The sequence below is a fragment of the Streptomyces lincolnensis genome, from assembly GCF_001685355.1.
GTDB classification, from domain to species: Bacteria; Actinomycetota; Actinomycetes; order Streptomycetales; family Streptomycetaceae; genus Streptomyces; species Streptomyces lincolnensis.
In genome coordinates, this window is the sequence record NZ_CP016438.1 from 9,965,718 (window position 1) to 9,984,089 (window position 18,372).

At 69.8% G+C, this 18,372-nt stretch carries 11 protein-coding genes and 3 pseudogenes; 6 read left to right on the forward strand and 8 right to left on the reverse strand.

Going from position 1 to position 18,372, the window contains the following annotated elements:
- Positions 1-8: 8 nt before the first annotated feature.
- The 6 genes from SLINC_RS43975 to SLINC_RS44000 are packed head-to-tail and all read right to left on the reverse strand — an operon-like array spanning position 9 to position 8,317.
- The gene (locus tag SLINC_RS43975; RefSeq protein WP_067444094.1) at positions 9-899 is read right to left on the reverse strand and encodes a fructosamine kinase family protein; all 891 of its coding nucleotides are present in this window, start codon (positions 897-899) and stop codon (positions 9-11) included.
- A 54-nt stretch (positions 900-953) separates the two neighbouring features.
- On the reverse strand, positions 954-2,744 hold the full coding sequence (locus SLINC_RS43980; RefSeq protein WP_067444096.1) for an ATP-binding cassette domain-containing protein: 1,791 nt from the start codon (positions 2,742-2,744) through the stop codon (positions 954-956).
- Entirely contained in the window at positions 2,744-4,636 is a 1,893-nt protein-coding gene (locus tag SLINC_RS43985) for an ABC transporter ATP-binding protein (protein ID WP_067444098.1), read from the reverse strand. Before SLINC_RS43985 ends, SLINC_RS43980 begins: the two co-directional genes overlap by 1 nt.
- 18 nt (positions 4,637-4,654) lie before the next feature.
- Entirely contained in the window at positions 4,655-6,013 is a 1,359-nt protein-coding gene (locus SLINC_RS43990) for a thymidine phosphorylase (RefSeq protein WP_067444100.1), read from the reverse strand.
- Positions 6,010-7,287, reverse strand: a complete 1,278-nt coding sequence (locus SLINC_RS43995) for a DegT/DnrJ/EryC1/StrS family aminotransferase (protein ID WP_067444102.1) — start codon at positions 7,285-7,287, stop codon at positions 6,010-6,012. Before SLINC_RS43995 ends, SLINC_RS43990 begins: the two co-directional genes overlap by 4 nt.
- Positions 7,193-8,317 carry a Gfo/Idh/MocA family protein gene (locus tag SLINC_RS44000; protein WP_067444104.1) on the reverse strand — a complete coding sequence of 375 codons (1,125 nt, stop codon included), beginning with the start codon at positions 8,315-8,317 and terminating at the stop codon, positions 7,193-7,195. Before SLINC_RS44000 ends, SLINC_RS43995 begins: the two co-directional genes overlap by 95 nt.
- A 1,150-nt stretch (positions 8,318-9,467) precedes the next feature.
- Between SLINC_RS44000 and SLINC_RS44005 the strand changes: the two genes are divergently transcribed.
- A complete protein-coding gene (locus SLINC_RS44005) occupies positions 9,468-9,854 on the forward strand; it encodes a hypothetical protein (RefSeq protein WP_067444106.1) in 387 nt (128 codons plus the stop codon).
- An 18-nt stretch (positions 9,855-9,872) separates the two neighbouring features.
- Here SLINC_RS44005 and SLINC_RS44010 read toward each other — a convergent pair whose 3' ends face one another.
- Positions 9,873-10,631, reverse strand: coding sequence for an FkbM family methyltransferase (locus SLINC_RS44010; protein ID WP_067444108.1), 759 nt, complete (start codon positions 10,629-10,631; stop codon positions 9,873-9,875).
- A 493-nt stretch (positions 10,632-11,124) separates the two neighbouring features.
- Here SLINC_RS44010 and SLINC_RS44015 point away from each other — a divergent pair, with 493 nt between their 5' ends.
- The 5 genes and pseudogenes from SLINC_RS44015 to SLINC_RS49805 all read left to right on the forward strand — a co-directional run bounded on the left by SLINC_RS44015 (position 11,125) and on the right by SLINC_RS49805 (position 17,670).
- Complete coding sequence (locus SLINC_RS44015; protein ID WP_237282037.1) at positions 11,125-12,843, forward strand: cellulose-binding protein; 1,719 nt, start codon at positions 11,125-11,127, stop codon at positions 12,841-12,843.
- 92 nt (positions 12,844-12,935) lie between these two features.
- A pseudogene (locus tag SLINC_RS44020) lies at positions 12,936-13,073 on the forward strand (YceI family protein); the annotation flags it as partial.
- A gap of 637 nt (positions 13,074-13,710) precedes the next feature.
- Complete coding sequence (locus tag SLINC_RS44025) at positions 13,711-15,147, forward strand: non-reducing end alpha-L-arabinofuranosidase family hydrolase (RefSeq protein WP_211292779.1); 1,437 nt, start codon at positions 13,711-13,713, stop codon at positions 15,145-15,147.
- 432 nt (positions 15,148-15,579) lie between these two features.
- Positions 15,580-17,181: pseudogene (locus SLINC_RS44030) on the forward strand (glycoside hydrolase family 43 protein); the annotation flags it as partial.
- Positions 17,182-17,214: 33 nt separating this feature from the next.
- Positions 17,215-17,670 carry an RICIN domain-containing protein gene (locus tag SLINC_RS49805; protein WP_257785206.1) on the forward strand — a complete coding sequence of 152 codons (456 nt, stop codon included), beginning with the start codon at positions 17,215-17,217 and terminating at the stop codon, positions 17,668-17,670.
- Between the two features lie 120 nt (positions 17,671-17,790).
- On the opposite strand, the pseudogene SLINC_RS50585 reads toward SLINC_RS49805, so the two are convergent.
- Positions 17,791-18,306 (reverse strand): annotated as a pseudogene (locus SLINC_RS50585) (C-terminal helicase domain-containing protein); the annotation flags it as partial.
- Positions 18,307-18,372: the final 66 nt, after the last annotated feature.

The window sequence follows — 18,372 nt, forward strand, 5'->3', positions numbered from 1 at the left end:
CACGCCGGTCACACCGTCGCCGGGCCACCGTCCCGCCGGAACGGGGCGATGATCTTCCGTACGGCTTCCGCGGCCCCCCAGTCGTCGTCGTCATGGGCGATGACGCTCAGGAGTTCCCGGAGATGGAACAGGTCCATCCGGTCCCGCCAGCCGCCGTCGATCCCGGTGATCTCCTCGTACAGGGCGAAGAAGCGGTCCGAGGCGGGCGGGCGCGGGGAGCACCACAGCATGCTGAGGTCGATTTCCGGCCAGTTGTAGGACACGGCGGGGTCGATGAGCACGGGCGCGCCGTCGGCGGTGGCGACGATGTTCTCCTGCCACAGATCGCCGTGGGTCAGGCACGGGGGCCGGTCCGGCACGAGTTCGGGAAGGGTGGCGCAGAGCCGTTCCAGAGCCTGCCGCTCCGCGGCGTCGAAGGCCGCCTCGACCAGAGGTTCCGACAGCCAGCGCAGGATGCGCCGCTCCGCGAGGAACGCGTGACCGTCGCTGTCCCACGTGTTGTCCTGGCGCAGCCGGCCCAGCCAGCCCGGACGGTGCCAGCCGAACCGCTCGGCGGTCGTGGAGGTGTGCAGGGCGGCGACCGTGTGGGCGAGCCGCTCCCAGAAACGCTCGTCGTCGCGGCGTGGCCGCATCTTCTCCAGCACGAGCAGCCGGGGCGAGGCGCACAGCACCTCCGGCGTGATCACCCCGCCGGTTTCGCGGAGCTCCGTCAGGCCGGCGGCTTCGACGGGGAAAATATCCCGGTCCGGCCCGAGAAGCGTTTTCGCGAATATCTGGGAATCGTCCTGGAGGGTTACCAGACCAGCAATTGCGACCACTCCGCCGGTGGCTTTCTCCACCTCTCTGGCTGCGTATCCCGCTTCCTGGAGACGCTTGATGAGTATCTCTTCGTCAGACACCCGGACATCACATCATGTTTTTCCCGGACACACCAGGTTCCCGTTCGGCCACATTCATCGGTAGCCGCGGGCCTGAAGCGTGTACAGCTCCGCGTAGAGACCGCCGCGTCGCAGCAGTGCGGCGTGGTCCCCGGCTTCCGCTATCCGGCCGCCCTCGACCACGACGATGAGGTCGGCCATTCCCACCGTGGAGAAACGGTGGGAAACCAGCAGCGTGATCCCGCCGTCGGCCGCCGACCTTTCGGCCTGCGCGGCATAACGCTGGAAAAGGGCGTGCTCCGCCTCGGCGTCGAGGGCGGCGGCCGGTTCGTCCAGAACCACCAGAAGCGGCCGGTCCCGCATGAACGCGCGGCCGAGCGCCAGTTTCTGCCACTGGCCGCCGGAGAGCTCCGCCCCGTTGGTGTAACTCCTGCCGAGCCGGGTGGCCAGACCCTCCGGCAACGCGTCGAGCACACCGGCCGCCCGCGCGCGTGCCAGAGCCGTCCGCACGGCCTCCTCGGAGCCGGCGCGGGGCAGATCGCCCACGCCGACGGCGTGCCGGACCGTGAACTCGTACCGGACGAAATCCTGGAACGCGGCCGCCGTGCGGGCCCGCCACGCCTCGGGCGGTATCCGCCGGAGATCGACGCCGTCCACGAGGATGCTGCCGGCGGTCGGCCGGTAGAGCCCGCACAGCAGCTTGACGAGCGTCGACTTGCCCGCCCCGTTCTCGCCGACGACCGCGACCACGGATCCGGCCGGCAGGTGCAGGTCCGCGTCCCGCAGTGACGGCCTCGTGGCACCCGGGTACGCGAACGACAGCCCGCTCAGCGTGATGCCGTGCCGCAGCCGTCGCGGCACCGTCGCCGCAGGGGCCGCGGCGGGCGGCGGCTCCGGTTCGGGTGCCTGCCGCAGCTCCCGCATCCGCCGGTCCACCCCTGTCAGCCGCTGCAGTTCGGGCACCAGCGCCACGGTCTGCGCCACCTGCGTGTTGGCCTGCGCGGCGAGCAGGACCACCAGCACCACATCGCCCACCGACTGCCGGCCGGCGACCGCCTGCCGCAGCATCAGCAGCACCGCCCCCACATAGCAGGCGGCGAACACCAGCTGGCCAAGGCCCCGCAGTGCGGCGGCCCGGCGCTCCGCCCGCCACAGGATGCCACCGGCCCGCCCCCACAGCTCCGCGTGGCTGTCGCGCACCTCGTGGTCCAGCCGGTAGACGAGGAGTTCTTTCGCGGAGGAGGCGTCGGTCGCCAGGCGGACCAGATTGAGGGCGCGCCGGGTCGGTTCGGCAGCCCTGCTCCTGGCGTCGTCCGTGAGCCGTTCGGCGTGCCGCCCCGCCAGCAGCGGCGGTACGGCGGCCAGCGGGAGCAGGAGCAGCAGCGGGTGCAGCAGGGCGAGCACGACGACCGTGAGCAGCAGCCCGCAGGCGAGACCGGCCAGGGACAGCAGCGCCTGCAACGTGTTGCGGGTCTGCCCGACCTCGCGTTCCAGCACCCCGAACAGGTCGGCGCGGCGCGGCGTCTCGTGGCTGTCCAGGCCGGCGGTCCCGTTGGCGAGGACGATCAGCTCGTCGCTGTAGTGCAGCATGTTCAGCTCGGCGAGCTCGAAGTACGCGATGTGTGCGAAGTGTCCGCAGGTGAGCGCGGCGATGAGCAGCACGGCGACCAGCACCCCCAGCGCCGTCGCCCGCCCCGCCGCGCCCTCCTGGGCCGCGTCGAACAGCCCGCGCAGCCCCAGCCCCGCCAGGGGCATCGCGACGCCGCCGGCCAGCATCAGCCCGAGCGCCGTCAGAGTCCTGGCACGGCTGTGCCGCCAGCACATCCTCAGCAGGTCCGCGGACGCCCGGTACAGACCGCCGCTCATCAGCGTGCTCCCGGCAGGGCCGACGGGGGGCGCTCCTCGGCGAAACGGTATGCCTGGAGCCGGAACAGCCGCGCGTACTCGCCGTCCGCGCGCATCAGTTCGCCGTGCGAACCCTGCTCGCTCACCCTGCCGCCCGACAGGACGACGATGTGGTCGGCGTGCCGCACGGTGGCGAAGCGGTGGGAGATCAGCACCGTGGTCACCCCGGGGCGGACGAACTCCTGGTAGAACCGGGCTTCGGCGCGCACGTCCAGACTGGCGGTGGGCTCGTCGAGGACGAGGACCCCGGCGCCGTGCCGCAGCCGGAACAGGGCGCGGGCCAGCGCGACCCGCTGCCACTGCCCGCCGGACAGCTCGGTGCCGCCGGTCAGATGCCCGGCCAGCGGAGTGCCGAAGCCGGCGGGCAGCGCCTCCAGTACGTCCGCCACACCGGCTTCGGCCGCCGCGGTACGGATCTCCCCCCGTGCCCCGGCGGCGTCCTTGCGGTGCACGGCGCCGTAGCCCACGTTGTCGAAGGCGTCGGCCTCGTACCGGTTGAAGTCCTGGAAGACGACCGCGATCCGGGACCGCCAGAGCTCCGCCGGACAGTGCCCGAGCGGCGTGCCGTCCACGGTGATCCGGCCCTCGTCGGGCTCGTACAGCCGGGTGAGCAGCTTGATCAGCGTGGTCTTCCCGGCGCCGTTGGCGCCGACGATCGCCGTGCACTTCCCGGCCTCGATCCTGAAGTCGAGGCCCTCGAAGACGCGTCGCTCCCGGCCGGGGTAGCCGAAGGAGACCTTGGAGAAGGCGATCTCCCGCCGGGGGGCGGGCGGCGGCGTCCGCGAGGTCTCCGGGGTGTCCGGCTGTGCCGGGTGACGGGCCACTCCCTCCTCGAACGCGGTCAGCGCGTCGTGGGCGTTCATCCCGAGGATCGTCTGCATGTCGGACTCCGGATAGAACTCACCGAGCCGGACGCCGATCAGAACGGCCTGTGCCGCCAGCGCCAGCCCGGTGAGCGTGGCCCCGCCCGCCCCGGCCGCCGCCAGCACCGCTGCCGTGATCACCAGGCCGAGGACGGTGTACCGCAGATGGGGCCACAGCAGCAGCCGGCGGCGCTCCGCCCAGGCCGGTGCCATCCACTCCAGGGCCACCGCCCGGTGCCGGTCGCGCAGCCAGCCGGCCAGCCCGAAGATCCGGATCTCCTTGCCCGCCGCGGCGCGTGTGGCCAGATCCCGCAGATAGCGTTCTTCCCGTCGGCGCCCCACGAGTGACGACCAACTCGCCATGTGGCCCCGCAGGCCGCGGCGGAGCGAGCGGCGCATCGCCAGCACGGCGACGCAGACCGCGAGCCCGGCGAGCCAGGAGAAGCAGAACCCGATGACCCCCACGCAGCCCGCCAGCTGCACCCACCGCGCCAGCAGATGCAGCAGACCGGCGCACGCCTTCCCGGGGCTGTCCGCGCCGGTCTCCAGCTCCCGCCGCGCCTCGCTGAGCCGCTCCAGCAGCCGGGGGTCCTCCAGCGGACCGATGCCCGGTCCGCGCAGTGAGGCCGCGATGACCCGGTCGAAGAGCGCCCCGTCCACCCGTCTCGCGACGAGCTCACCCAGCGCCCCCTGCCACGGGGCGAGCACCTGCTGCGCGGTGAACGCGGCGGACGCCACCGCGAACGCCGTCAGCACTCCCGACCACCGGGCCGAGCCGGTGCCCGCCGCCAGCGCGCCGGGCACCCGGCCCACCATCACACTGCTGCTGACCACGAACACCACGGGCAGTACGCCCAGCAGCACGTCGCAGGCGATCGTCGACGCCACCGGACCGCGTCCGGCCGCGGGCAGCAGCCCTGCGATCTGCCACAGCCCGGTCCGCTGCGCGGGGGACGCCGCCCGGCCGGAGCCGGTCAGGCGTTGCCCCATCGGGCACCTCCGCACATCTCAGGCCGCTCCCGGCTCGAAGACCCGCTGTACGGTCGCCGGCGCGTCGACCGCCGTGTCACCGAGCCGGAACGCCGACTCCACCAGCGACCGGGCGGCGGCGACGTCACCGCCGTCGTAGCACAGCTCCGCCAGGACATCGCCCTGGTCGACGCGGTCCCCGACCCGGCGTCGCAGCAGCACACCGGCGCCGTGGTCCAGGGGCGCGTCGTACGTCAGCCGCCCCGCCCCGAGCAGCAGGCTCGCGTTGCCCACGGACCGGGGCTCGATCGCGGTGACCCAGCCCGACTCGGGCGCCGTGATCGTCAGCCGCCGCCCTGCGGACGGCAGCCGCTCCGCCTCCAGCGCGGCGGCGTCCGCCCCCTGCGCGACCGCCCATCGCACGAACGTCTCGTACGCCGTCCCCTCGTCGAGGACCCGGTCGATCCGGGCCATGGCCTGCTTGTCGGTGAGCGCGGCGTCGACGCTCTGCAGCATCAGCCGGCAGACCGCCGCGCACAGGTCCCACAGTCCGGGGACGCGCTCCCCGCGGAGTACGGCCAGCGCCTGGCGGATCTCCAGCGCGTTGCCCACCGCGGGCCCGAGCGGCTGGCTCATGTCGCTGAGCACGGCCCGCGCGTTCAGTCCGAACTCGGCGGCCAGGCCGAGCATCGTTCGGACCAGCTCGGTCGCACGATCCTGTTCCGTGATCAGTGCTCCGGCGCCCGTCTTGACGTCGAGGACCAGCCCGTCGGCCCCCACAGCGGACTTCTTGCTGATGATGCTGGCCGCGATCAGCGGAATGCTCTCCACGGTGCCGGTGACATCGCGCAGCGCGTACGTGGCGCCGTCGCCCGGTGTCAGATCGGCGCTCTGGCCGGTGAGGACCATGCCGACGGAGGTGAGCGTCGGCACGATCTCCTCGATCGGGATCGTGGTCCGAAGCCCCTTGATCGACTCCAGTTTGTCGAGCGTGCCCCCGGTGAAGCCGAGGGCCCGGCCGGTCATCTTCGCCACCGGGACCCCGCACGCCGCGACCACCGGCACCACGATCAGCGTGGTGGTGTCCCCCACGCCGCCCGTACTGTGCTTGTCCACGACAGGGCCGTCCACCCGGCTCAGGTCCAGCCGGCCGCCGCCGATGGTGTGGGCCCGCGTCAGGGCCGCCAGTTCCGCCGTGGACAGCCCGCGGCAGGCGACCGTCGCGAGCCAGGCCGCCATCTGGTAGTCCGGGATCCGGCCGTGGACGTAGTCCGTGACGATGCCCTCGATCTCCCCGGAGTCCAGGACCGCTCCGGCGCGTTTGCGGGTGGTCGACCCGATGACCCGGCCGGATGCCGCGGTGTCGCTGAGGCCACCGGCCGGCGGGACGGGACTCATCCGGACTCCTTGTGCGCTCCGGACGCCAGATGGGCTGCGACCTTGTCGACGACGGCCCGTACGGCGGCCAGATACCGCTCGTCCTCCTCCTCGAAGCCCGCCGGGGCACAGGGAACCGAAATCTTGAAGGTGCGCGCCGCGAGGCGCTCGGCCACCGGGAACTCCGTCCGCACACAGGCCCGGTCGTACGTGGTCACCGGAGACATCGGATGACGGAACAGATGCAGCGTGTGCAGCGGCGACGTCGCCTTCGGGATGTCGACGTCGTCCAGCCCCTCGGCGTTGCATGCCGCCACCAGCCGGTCCCGGCCGCCCGGAACCCGGTCCGGATCGACGTCGAAGAGCAGCGCGTAGTGGGCCGATGTCCGCTCCGGCGTCGACAGTGTCAGCGGCGTGATCCCCTCGATCCGAGTGAAAAGCCCCGCGATCTCCTCCGCGAACGCCTGCTTTCCCTTGATCCAGGACGGCAGTTCGGCGATCTGGCCCACGGCGAAGGCGACGCCCAGCGGATGCGCCCGGTACTTGAGGCCCAGACCGGTCACGGAGTACGGATAGAGCGGCCCCTGGGGATCCATCTCCTTCATCGCCCGTTTGTTGAAGTGCCCCAGCAGCTGCGCCCGGTCGTACACCTCCCGGCTGCGGGTGGCCAGTACGCCGCCCTCGCCGGCTGCGACGAGCTTCTGGGTCTGCAGACTCCAGGCCGCGGCCGCGCCGAAGGTGCCCACCGGGCGCCCGCGGTAGGTCGCGCCGTGCGCGTGGGAGCAGTCCTCGACCAGCGCAAGCCCGTGCTCCTCGGCGAAGGCCACAATGACGTCCATGTCACACGGCAGACCCCACATATGCGTGATGACGACCGCTTTCGTGCGCTCGGTCACCAGCCCGGCCGCAGCCTCTGGGTCGAACGAGCCGTCGGACCGGCAGTCGGCCAGCACCGGCAGCGCGCCCAGCTGGAACAGCGACGCGGAGGTGGCGAAGAAGGTGTACGACGGGCAGAGAACCTCGTCGCCCGGACCGAGACCGATGCCGTAGAACGCCGAATGCAGCGCGGCGGTACCGGAGTTGGTCACCAGACTGTACGGAAGGTCATGAGCGGCCGACCAGGCGTCCTCGAACTCCGCCACCACACCGGAGCGGTCGTACAGCGACAGCCTGCCGCTCTCCAGCTGCTTCAGAACGCGCTCAGACCACTCCGATCGCCGCTTCGGCCATGGATACGCCGTCGGCCGGCTCAGTACCGGCCGTCCCCCGTCGATGGCCAGATCCGAAACGGGCATCCTGGGTCTCCTCGTGCAGCGGTCGTACGGAGGTCTGCTGGGAAATGGAGCGGTAGAGCGACTCGATGGTGGCGGTGACGCGTACACCGTCCTGCACCTCGCGTTCGGTGACGTCCGGGTCGGAGAGATGGTCGAGCGTGTTCACGAGCACGCCGGACGCCGAATCCCAGGAACGTTCGCCGGCCACCCGCTCGACCGGACGGTTCGAGCGATCGAACCGCGTGAGACGGTCCCGGGTGAGCTCGATGTGCCCGCCGGATCCGTAGACGCGTATCAACTCGCTCTTCTCGGACTCACAGAGCGACAGGCGGAGTACTCCGGTGACACCGTTCGGATAGGTCAGTGTCGACAGTGTGGTTTCTTCGACGTCGTAGGCGGCGTCCGGATTCAGCTTGGGCGCCGCACTCGCGTAGACGAGTGACGGCATTCCGAAGAACCAGTGGAGCAGATCGATGATGTGGTAGCCCATGTCGATGATGGCCCCGCCGCCGGAGGTTCTCGTCTCGGCCCGCCAGCCGGCCTGGTAGGCATCGGTACTGAGCTGGTAGGTGGCGTCGAAGTGCCTGATGGCACCGATCCGTCCCAGCGCGTCCTTCGCCCGCAGGTACAGCGGGTGATGACGCCGCTGGACACAGAGCCTCAGGTGGCCGTCGTGTTCCCGGACGGCCGCGGCGAGGTCGCGGGCCTCCGCCGGTGACAGGGCGAAGGGTTTCTCCTTCAGCACGGGGATGCCGCGGCGGCACAGCTCCAGAGTGATGTCGTGGTGGGTGTGGTGCGGCGTGGCGACGATGACGAGGCCGGGGTCCACGGCGTCCAGCAAGGATGCGTGATCGGGGAAGAACCGCGGACGGGGGACGTGTCCGTTCCTGGCGAGTGCCTGGATCAGACGCGCTTCCGCTGCCGGGTCCACATCGCATGCCGCGACCAGCTCGATGCGCGACGACAGGCCGGCGAGGGCGGGTACGTAGTCGTCCAGGGTCCTGCGGCCGACACCGATGACCGCACAGCGAATGACAGGTAAGCCTGGCAAGTTGACCGACCCTTTCCAGCGGCTCCTACGGATTTACGGGGACTCTTCAGCCGGTGAGCCGGAGCGGACGGGGCGGCCGGGACCTGGCCCGCTTCGGTCAGCCGGAGGCGGCGACGGTGGAGAGGACGGCGATGCCGTCCTTGAGACGGGCGGCTTCCTTTCCCGCCGATCCGGTGGGGGAGGAGAAGGCCGGAGAAGCCGGGCTCGTCGCCGGACGCCCCGACGGGGGTGCCCGATGTCCGGCCCACCCGGGCCCGCCCCTCCTGGTGGGCCACCCTCACGGCCGCATGACGGTGGCAGTGGCCTCCGGTTCGTCCGCACGCGCGACCGGCATCCTCACCGTGGTGCGGATGGCTGACGAAGGCCGGTCCCGGGCGCTTTTCGCCGTGTGCGTGACCTGGGTCATCTCTGGTTCCCTTCTCACGGAACGGTGTCGCGTACATCTCGTGCGTGAGTGAACTCATGCCGGGCAGGCGGCAGCCGCACCGCGGCCGGTCCGTCCCGGCGGTCACCGGGTGGAGGTACACGTGAGTGCGAGACGGCAGGAGCCGCCGTGCGCCGACGGAACGGGCGTATCCGGCCCCGAGGCGAACTGCGCCATCGGCCGGTCCGGTCGGGGCGCACGCCGGCACACACCAGGACTGCTGAGAGATCGCCCGGTGCGGGCCGGTCCGGTGCCGACGCGTGAGGGTGACGGTCAGGGACAACGGGCGGACGCGCCTCTGAGGCGTGGCGTCGCTCTGGTGACAACCGGTGTCAGGGGACATCGGGCCCGTGCCCGGCGTGTACGGAAACCCACGGTGACGAGATGATCGGGATGTTCTGGAACGGCCATCACAGCGCTCAATTCCCCGTAGACAACACCAGGGCGACGATGCGTCAGCACGCCGACCTCGATACGGACGCAGAACATGCTGCTCCCCGCCACCTCCGGCCCGGGAGCGCTCCCAATGAGCCTGGCATGGTCATGTTCCCGCGTCAACAGATCATGGGCAAGCCTCTGCCCGGACACCCCGGTGGGCAAGGCCCCGAACCCGGAACATCCCCGGACGCAGACCTTTTCAGCGCAGATGTGACGTGTCGTCGAAACGCGCATGGACGCCCTTGCTCCGGTGCAGGGACGCCTGAGAAAGACGCCGGGGCCGGTTGCATGGCAGGCAGCGACCCGCCGGACGCTCCGAGCCGCCCTTGGTACCGGGAGATCGGGTCGTCCCTGACCTGGGCCGTCCGCCGTGCCATGTCGGCGAAGCTCTCCGCGCTCCCGGTGGACGCCGTCCGGGTCGACGCGTACCACGACCACGCAGCCCGGTCCTCGGGGAGCCGGTGCGACGACCGGGCCGGCGAGACGGCCGTTGGCCGTGACGTGATCGAGCAGGGAGCCCTCGACGTAGTCGTACCCGGGGCGCTCGCAGTACGCGACGACCTCGGCCGGCGGCCGGTTGTGGACGTGGAACTCGTCCAGATCGGCGATGCCCCGTCAGTCGTCGGGGCGGGTGGCCACCACCTTCCGGACGAGCGCGGCGTCAGGGCGGTGTGACGGACACGAAGCGGATGGTCACTCGGCCTCCCGCCCGTCGCGCCGCGCGGTGACGAGGAAGGTCCGGATCTCCGTCTCGACCAGCGGGCTGGGCTCACAGACGGTGTCCAGCCCGGCGTCACGCAGCAGACGGGTGGCCGCCGCCAGGCGGCCGTCCAGGTCCTGAACCTCGGCCACGACCCGGTCGATGCGGGGCCAGTCGTCGGCGTCGATGCCCTCCAGCACGTCGATCTCGGCCCCTTCGACGTCGATCTTCAGCAGATCGACGCGTCCGTCCCGCGGCAGCCACCGGGAGAGGCGGTCGACGGGCGCGGTGACCTGGAAGCCCCGGTGGTTGGCCACGGCGTCCTCGTCGGGATACTTCTCGGCGAGGACCGCGATCTGCAGCGCCTTCTGGTCGGGGTAGCGGGTCGAGTTCCCCGGCAGCCGGGGGTAGTAGGTGAAGGAGACCGCCTCGTTGGGGGCGCGGCCCACGCCGTGCGCCTCGACGCGGACGTCGGCCAACCGGTGCAGGGCGATGTTCCGGTCCAGGATGCGCCGGGACTCGGCGACCGGCTCGAAGGCGATGACGCGGGCGTCGGGATGGCGGAGCTTGGTGTAGAGCGTGAACATGCCGATGCAGGCACCGACGTCGACAACCAGCGCGCGCGGTGGGAGCGACATCCCCTCGTAGCAGCCGTGCTCGAAAATCTCCCGGTACTGAAACCTCGCCTCGTCGGGGCTCTGCGTGTAAAGCCGCAGGCCGTTGGCGAAGGTCGTCAGCGTCGTCGATGTCACCCGCCCACTCCGTTCTCTGCCTCTGCCCGTCTCCGTCCCGGTCTGCCCCCCGCGGTGAGTCTCGGAGTGGCCCCGCGGTGTTGTCAACGGACCGTCCGGGTGCGTCGATTCAACGGCCCTGTCTCACTTTCGGTGGTGACGGAGCGTGCCGCTGTCCGAGGGGATGCGGTGCCGAAGCAGGGTGAAGCCTGCTCCTCCGTGCATCTGGCGTGTGATCCGTTTGGTCTTGGTGTTGACGCCCTCGGTGGGGCCGTTGCTGTACGGAAGAGCCCGGCGATCACGGGGTGCGACCACGTCTCGGCGAAAAGGATGATTGAAACGGCAACCTTTCCGCTCTGCGTGGCCACTTAGGGGTGTACCGACGAGGGCGAGCCGTGGTCAGCGGCGCTACGCCCTCTGTGTCAACACCTGATCGGAGCCCCACGTGTCACCAGACGACCCGAGATCCGCATGGCAGCCGATGCCTTGGGGTCGCACGCCCCGCCGTAGCCGGATGCGCCGGCGCTTTGTCGCGGGGGCGGTGGCGGTGCTCGCCGCCTCGGTCGGCGTCGGCGCCCTGGCGCCCAGCGCGGTCGCCGCGCCGACCGTCGACATCCGTGTGAATGCCGGTACCTCCTTGGGCACGGTGCCCAGCAGTGGTGTCGGCCTCAACACGGGCTACGGCGACGAGCACATGGGGGACCCCAAGCCGACATCGCTGATGAAGGCCGCGGGAGTTCGGCAGCTGCGCTATCCCGGCGGCTCCGGCGCGGACGACTACCACTGGAAGACCCACACCTACGGCGACGGCAGCGGCTGGATCCCCTCCAACACCGACTTCGACCACTTCATGGCCATCGCGAAGAAGGTCGGCGCCCAGCCGATCCTGACCGCGAACTACGGTTCCGGCACCCCCAAGGAGGCCGCCGACTGGGTCAAGTACGCCAACGTCGACAAGGGTTACGGCGTGAAGTACTGGGAGATCGGCAACGAGGTCTACGGCAACGGGCACTACGGCAACGGCAAGGGCTGGGAAACTGACAACCACGCCGACAAGAGCCCGAAGGAGTACGGGAAGAACCTCGTCGCCTACTCGAAGGCGATGAAGGCCGTGGATCCGAAGGTGAAGATCGGAGCGGTGCTCACCACCCCCGGCTTCTGGCCGGATGCGGAGAAGGCTCCCGGTGACACCGCCGACTGGAACAACACGGTGCTCTCCATCGCGGGAGGCTCGATCGACTTCGTCATCGTCCACTGGTATCCGGGCGGCAAAACCACGGCCGACCTGCTGAACACCCCCTCCCGGATCGCCGGTGTCAGGTCCTCGCTGCGCTCGCTGATCGCCAAGTACACGGGCTCGCGCGCCGCTTCGGTGGAGATCGCGGTCACCGAGAACGGCGCCGTCGGCTCGCCCGCCCAGACCAGCCAGGCCGCGGCCCTGTTCGCGCCGGACACCTACATGACCTGGTTCGAGCAAGGCGCCACCCACGTGGACTGGTGGAACCTGCACAACGGCACGGACCAAGCACCCACCACCGTCCACGGCGAGACCGACTACCAGGACGGGGGCATTCTCTCCGCCGGAACCTGCGCCGGGGGGAAGTGCGAACCGCCGCGCGACACGCCCTTCCCCACCTACTGGGGCATCCGCTCGCTGACCGCACTGGCGAAGCCTGGCGACACCATGGTCAAGTCGTCCTCGGGCAACTCGTCGGTTGCTGTGCACGCGGTGCGGAGCAGCACCGGCGGTCTGAACGTCATGCTGATCAACAAGAACCCGCAGAACGCGGCGCCGGTGTCGCTCTCGTACGCCGGATTCACCCCGGCCGCAGGGGCGGTCACGACCGTTTCGTTTGCCAAGGGAGACACTGCCCTGACGACGGCGAAGCGGGGCACGGCGGTCGCACAGAAGCTGCCGCCGTACTCGATCACGACGCTTCAGCTGAAGCCCGCGCCGGGGACCGCCGGCGCTGACAAGCCGACGCCCGCCCCCACGCCGACCGCCCCCACGCCGGTTGTCTCCGCCCCCGGCACGACCGGCACCCGTGCGCAGGGGGAGATGGGCGCACCCGTCGGCCAGGCGACCCCGAGCAGCACGCCCGGCGACCTGGCTTCCACCGGGGCGAGCAACGCTGTTGTCACGTACAGCGCCCTCGGTGGCCTGCTGGTCATCGCTGCCGGCGGCGTGCTGGTGCTTCGCGGACGTCGCCGCAGGGGTTCGTACGGGAGGTGAGACCGCGTGAGCGACTGACGGCCCGGCAGCAACGCCACCCACCCGTGGCGTGCGCGCCGGGCCGTCGGCCTCCGCACCGGCGTCGGCGGTCGGCCGCGTTCCGGGTCACCGTGGAACTGCCGCGCGAGGACTTCGCGATGAACTACGTCCAGGTCGTCCAGTCCGGTATGGCCGCCATCGGCACCACGCTCCGCGTCGGGATCGACCTCCAGGCGCGGATATCGGGGTAGCGGCCCGGTCGCGACGCGGCGTGGCCGGACCGGTTCACGTCACGCTGCCTTCGCCTGGACGGCGGGGTTCTGGGCTGGGCCGCGCCCTGGCGCCCACTTCCGAGTCGCGGCGCGGCCGCCGGTACCGCGGGAGGCGATGCCGCGCGGCTTGACGTCGACCGGCCCGCCGCAGCCGCCGGACTCCTCCCGATGTCACGCTGTACGGCAGCCAGGACGGGGCCGAGCCGTCTCCGCCGTCGGGCGAGCGGCGCAAGCTGTTCGCCCTGGACGGCCTCAGTAACCTACCGCCGCAGTGGCACGGGCTTCAGCCGTCTCTGGGCTGCGATCGGCAGCGGCGATGACGCCGAAATCGACCGCTGTACCGATGTTCCCCAAGCTCGTGCCCGCACCGATACCTGCCCCTCAGTCAAAGACCCGTACAACCACGGAACTTGAAGCCGCCTGGTTTCAGCGTGCGAACGTTTCTGCCCGCGAATCGTGCGAGAAGTATTGACGTGATTCATGGGATGTCTAGCATTCTCCCGATCGGTACTTCGACCCCTGTTCGAAATAACGAACAAGGCCGCACCATGCCGGCATCCGGACAGCCCTCGACGGGGAAGACCGGAGTCGCTTGCTCAAGGATGACGAGGTCCTTATGCGCAGACGTAGTTTCAGTCTCGGACGCCCGTCCGCGGTGCTCGCCGCCGTGGTCGCGGCTCTGGCCGCGTTGGCGGCGCTGCTCGTTGCCGGCCCGGCTCAGGCGGCCACCACCAGTGACGTGCGCAGTGTTGATTCCGGCCGGTGTCTCGATGTGGCGGGCTTCAGCCAGAGCGACGGTGCGAACGTGCACATCTGGGACTGTCACGGTGGAGCCAACCAGCAGTGGACGTTGACGGACAGCAGCCAGCTGACCGTGTACGGCAACAAGTGCCTGGATGTCCGGGGCGGTGCCACCACGTCCGGGAGTCCGGTGCAGATCTGGCCGTGCAACGGCAGTGACAACCAGCAGTGGCGGGTGAATCCCGACGGCACGGTCGTCGGCGTGCGGTCCGGGCTGTGCCTGGAGGTCTCGGGCTGGGGTAAGGCCAACGGCACGGGGGTGCAGCTCTGGTCGTGTCACGGCGGCACCAACCAGAAGTGGACCGGCCTGTCCGGGACGGGCAACTCGTGTGCTCTTCCGTCGACCTACCGGTGGACCTCGACCGGCCCGCTGGCGGAGCCGAAGGCGGGGTGGTCCTCGCTCAAGGACTTCACCAGCGTCGTCCACAACGGCAAGCACGTCGTCTATGCCACGACGCACAACAACCTCGCCGGTGAGGATGGGCGCTGGGGATTGACGACCTTCAGTCCCTTCACGAACTGGTCCGACATGGCCACCGCCACCCAGAACACGATTCCCTTCGACGGCATCGCGCCGACGCTGTTCTACTTCGCCCCGAAGAACCTCTGGGTGCTCGCCTACAACGGGGGCTGGCCATACAGCTTCTCCTACCGCACCTCCAGCGACCCCACCAACCCGAACGGCTGGTCCGCGCAGCAGGAGCTGTGGACGGGCACCCTCCCGAAGGGGGGCCCTCTCGATGTGACCCTCATCGGCGACGACACGAACATGTACATGTTCTTCGCCAACGACAAGGGCGACATCTACCGGTCCAGCATGCCCATCGGCAACTTCCCGGGCACCTTCGGTTCGGTCACGAAGATCATGAGCGATACGGAGCTCAACCTGTTCGAGGCGCCGGAGGTCTACAAGGTCCAGGGTCAGAACCAGTACCTCATGATCGTTGAGGCCCAGAATTACACAGGGTATGGCCGCTTCTTCCGCTCGTTCACGGCCACCAGCCTCGACGGCACGTGGACACCGCAGGCCGACACCGTGACCAACCCCTTCGCCGGCAGTGCCAACAGCGGCGCGACGGCCTGGACCAGGGACATCAGCCACGGCGATGTGGTTCGCACCAACCCCGACCAGACCAAGACCATCGACCCTTGCAATCTGCAGTTCCTCTACCAGGGGCGCGACCCCGGCACCGACGGCATGGACTACGGCCTCCTGCCGTACCGGCCGGGGGTGCTGACCCTGCAGCGCTAGCCGGTGGCGTGACGCAGGTCCTGGTGTTCCTGACGTTCGCGGGCAACGACGTACGCCGAACCGGGTGAGCGTCACAGCGAGCGATCAGGGACAACGGATGGAGTTGGAGCGGCGGGCTCGGTGCAAGGCCGAGCCCGACCGTGCGCGCGGAGAACCCGGATGGTGGCGGCCTCGTCCTGGTCGACCACGAGGCGCGGAACGTGCCAAGCCTGGGAGTCGGTCGGTTTCAGGGTGTGTCGAGTGAGCTGGGGTCGCCGGCGTCCGAGGATTATCGAACGACGACTGCCGTGGGCGAGCCGCTGACCACCCGCCGATCGCCCGGCGCTGACACCCCTTGTGCCCCTCCGATATTCCCGTTCGGCATTCAGAATGACGTCCGACATTTCGAACTTCGGCTCTCAGTCCCCTTACCCGTGAGGAAGCTGATCTCGCATGTCCTGGCTCCAACACCCCCACAGCCGCCGGAGACTCATGGCGGCCACCGCCGGCCTGATCGCGGGCGCCACGCTGCCGGCGATGCGCGCGGCGGCGGCCACGACGGCCCAGCAGGAACGGTTCACCAACCCGGTGATCTGGCAGGACTTCGCCGACCTCGAGGTCATCCGCGTCGGCGACACGTACTACTACAGCGGCTCGACCATGCATTTCTCGCCGGGCGCGCCCGTCCTGCGCTCCTACGACCTGGTCAACTGGGAGTTCATCGGCCACTCGGTGCCGGTCCTCGACTTCGGCGACGCGTACGACCTCAAGGGCGGACGGGCGTACGTCCAGGGCATCTATGCGTCCTCGATGCGCTACCGCCCCAGCGACGGGACCTTCTACTGGCTGGGCCAGATCGGCTGGCAGCGGTCGTACGTATACAGGGCCACCAACGCGGCGGGCCCCTGGACCCGGCACGCCGAGATCGGCAGCGGTTACTACGACGCGGGGCTGCTCTTCGACGACGACGGCACCCCGTACGTGGCGTACGGCGTCAACGAGATCCGCGTCGCACAGCTCTCCCCGGACATGCGCACCGAGGTCAGGTCCGAGCACGTGCTCACCAAGCCCGACGATTTGCATCTGATGGAGGGCTCTCGCTTCTACAAGATCAACGGGAACTACTACATCTTCGTCACCCGCCCGCCCAACGGCCAGTACGTCTGGAAGTCCACCTCAGGCCCCTTCGGCCCGTACAAGATGCGGGAGGTGCTGTTGGACCTGCCCGGCCCGATCCCCGGCGGCGGCATACCGCACCAGGGCTCGCTGGTCGACACCCCGAACGGCGACTGGTACTACATGGGCTTCATCGACGCCTATCCCGGCGGCCGCGTCCCCGCCCTGGCCCCGGTCACCTGGAACGCCGAGGGCTGGCCCCAGCTCCAGACCGTCGACGGCGCGTGGGGCGAGACGTACCCCTACCCGGTCACCCCGCACCCGCTCCCGCCGATGACCGGCGCCGACACCTTCGAGGGGACGGCGCTGGCGCCGTACTGGGAGTGGAACCACAACCCCGACACCACGGCGTTCACCGTCGACAACGGGCTCACCCTCAGGACCGCCACCGTCACCGACGACCTCTACAACGCCCGTAACACCCTCACCCGCCGCATCCAGGGCCCCGCCTCCACTGCGACCGTCGTGCTCGACTGCTCCGCAATGGCGGACGGCGACCGGGCCGGGCTGGCGATGCTGCGGGACTCCTCCGCCTGGATCGGCGTCACACGGCACAACGGCGTCAGCAGGCTGGTGATGTTCGACGGTCTGACCATGGATGCCAGCTGGAACACCAGCAGCACCGGCACAGAGCAGGCCCGCGCCGACCTCCCCGCGTCCGGCAGCCGCGTCTGGCTGCGCGCCGCCGCCGACATCAGCCCGGGGCCGGGCCGCCAGGCGACGTTCTCCTACAGCACCGACGGCACCACCTTCAACCGGCTCGGCCCGGCCTTCACCATGAACGAGAGACCTCATTTCTTCATGGGCTACCGCTTCGCCGTCTTCAACCACGCCACCCGGGCCCTCGGCGGCAAAGTGCGGGTGGAACGCTTCGACTTGCGCGCGTGCGGGCCGGCGGCGCAACCGGGCACTGTGGACACCAACGCCTGGTACGTCGTGGTCAACCGCAACAGCGGCAAGGCACTGGACGTGGCGGGCGTGAGCTCCGAGAACGGCGCCGCGGTCACGCAGTGGGCTCGGATCGACGGGACCAACCAGCAGTTCCAGTTCGTGGACGCCGGTGACGGCTACTACCGGTTGAAGGCGAGGCACTCCGGCAAGCTGCTGGACGTCTCCGGCTGGTCGACGGCCGACAACGCCGCCATCAACCAGTGGAGCGACCACGGTGGCGCGAACCAGCAGTTCCGGTTGGCGGACTCACCGGACGGATACGTCCGGTTGATCAACCGCAACAGCGGGAAGGCCGTCGAGGTACCGGGCTTCTCCTCCGAGGACGGGACCGGCATCGTCCAGTACTCGGACTGGGGCGGCGGGAACCAGCAGTGGAAGCTCGTCCGCGTCGGCTTCACGGGCTTGCCCTCCTGCTGACACCGCTATCCGGCTCAAGCCCACCGAAACTCCCCTTGTCCACTGGGGAAGGGGAGTTTCGGTGGCCTGCAAGCTGCCCAGGACGGCATGTTCGGTCTCGGGTGTCCAGAAGATCTGGAGCCGCTCGCGTGCTCGGGTGATCGCCGGGTAAAAAATGTTGTGCGAAATGTCGTCCTCGTTGGCGTCCGTGATCACGATCTTCACCGAGTCATACTCAAGGCCCTGCGCCTTGTGGATGGATACCGCGTAGGCAACCTGGAGCGGTACGGCCCCGGTCGTCGCAGGGTGTGTTCGTGGCCGGCGAAGGGGTGGCCGGGCTCGGCCGGGTTGTCGGGTCGGGCGGTGGCGATCACGCACCCGTCTGCGTCCCGGCAATCCGGGTTGGAGAGGGCACCGGGTCCTGACAGGGCTCGGGCCCTTCGTAACTTTTTCCACAACAGACGAAAAGCCTGGCTGGTTTGGAGGGAGGTGTGGACACATTGGGCTGAAGTCTTCTAGCCTTGTCAGCGAACCATCACGGTCGTCGATGTGACCCGACAGCGCGGTAGCCATCGACTTCTCCTGTTTCCGAGCCGTTGCCCCTGCTCGGCGTAGTGGCCTGCTGAAGCAGTACCTGGCGGGCCGAAGCGGCGACATCTCGCTACGGCATCGGCGCGGCAGCGCGCGCCCCAAGCCTGGCAGCCACCTGTTCAGGAAGGGGAG

Coding starts and splice junctions, on each gene's coding strand:
- SLINC_RS43995 (WP_067444102.1), bottom strand. CDS start 7,287: ATGCCCGTTTCGGATCTGGCCATCGACGGGGGACGGCCGGTACTGAGC.
- SLINC_RS43985 (WP_067444098.1), bottom strand. CDS start 4,636: ATGGGGCAACGCCTGACCGGCTCCGGCCGGGCGGCGTCCCCCGCGCAG.
- SLINC_RS44025 (WP_211292779.1), top strand. CDS start 13,711: ATGCGCAGACGTAGTTTCAGTCTCGGACGCCCGTCCGCGGTGCTCGCC.
- SLINC_RS44005 (WP_067444106.1), top strand. CDS start 9,468: ATGGCAGGCAGCGACCCGCCGGACGCTCCGAGCCGCCCTTGGTACCGG.
- SLINC_RS43990 (WP_067444100.1), bottom strand. CDS start 6,013: ATGAGTCCCGTCCCGCCGGCCGGTGGCCTCAGCGACACCGCGGCATCC.
- SLINC_RS43980 (WP_067444096.1), bottom strand. CDS start 2,744: ATGAGCGGCGGTCTGTACCGGGCGTCCGCGGACCTGCTGAGGATGTGC.
- SLINC_RS44015 (WP_237282037.1), top strand. CDS start 11,125: ATGCGCCGGCGCTTTGTCGCGGGGGCGGTGGCGGTGCTCGCCGCCTCG.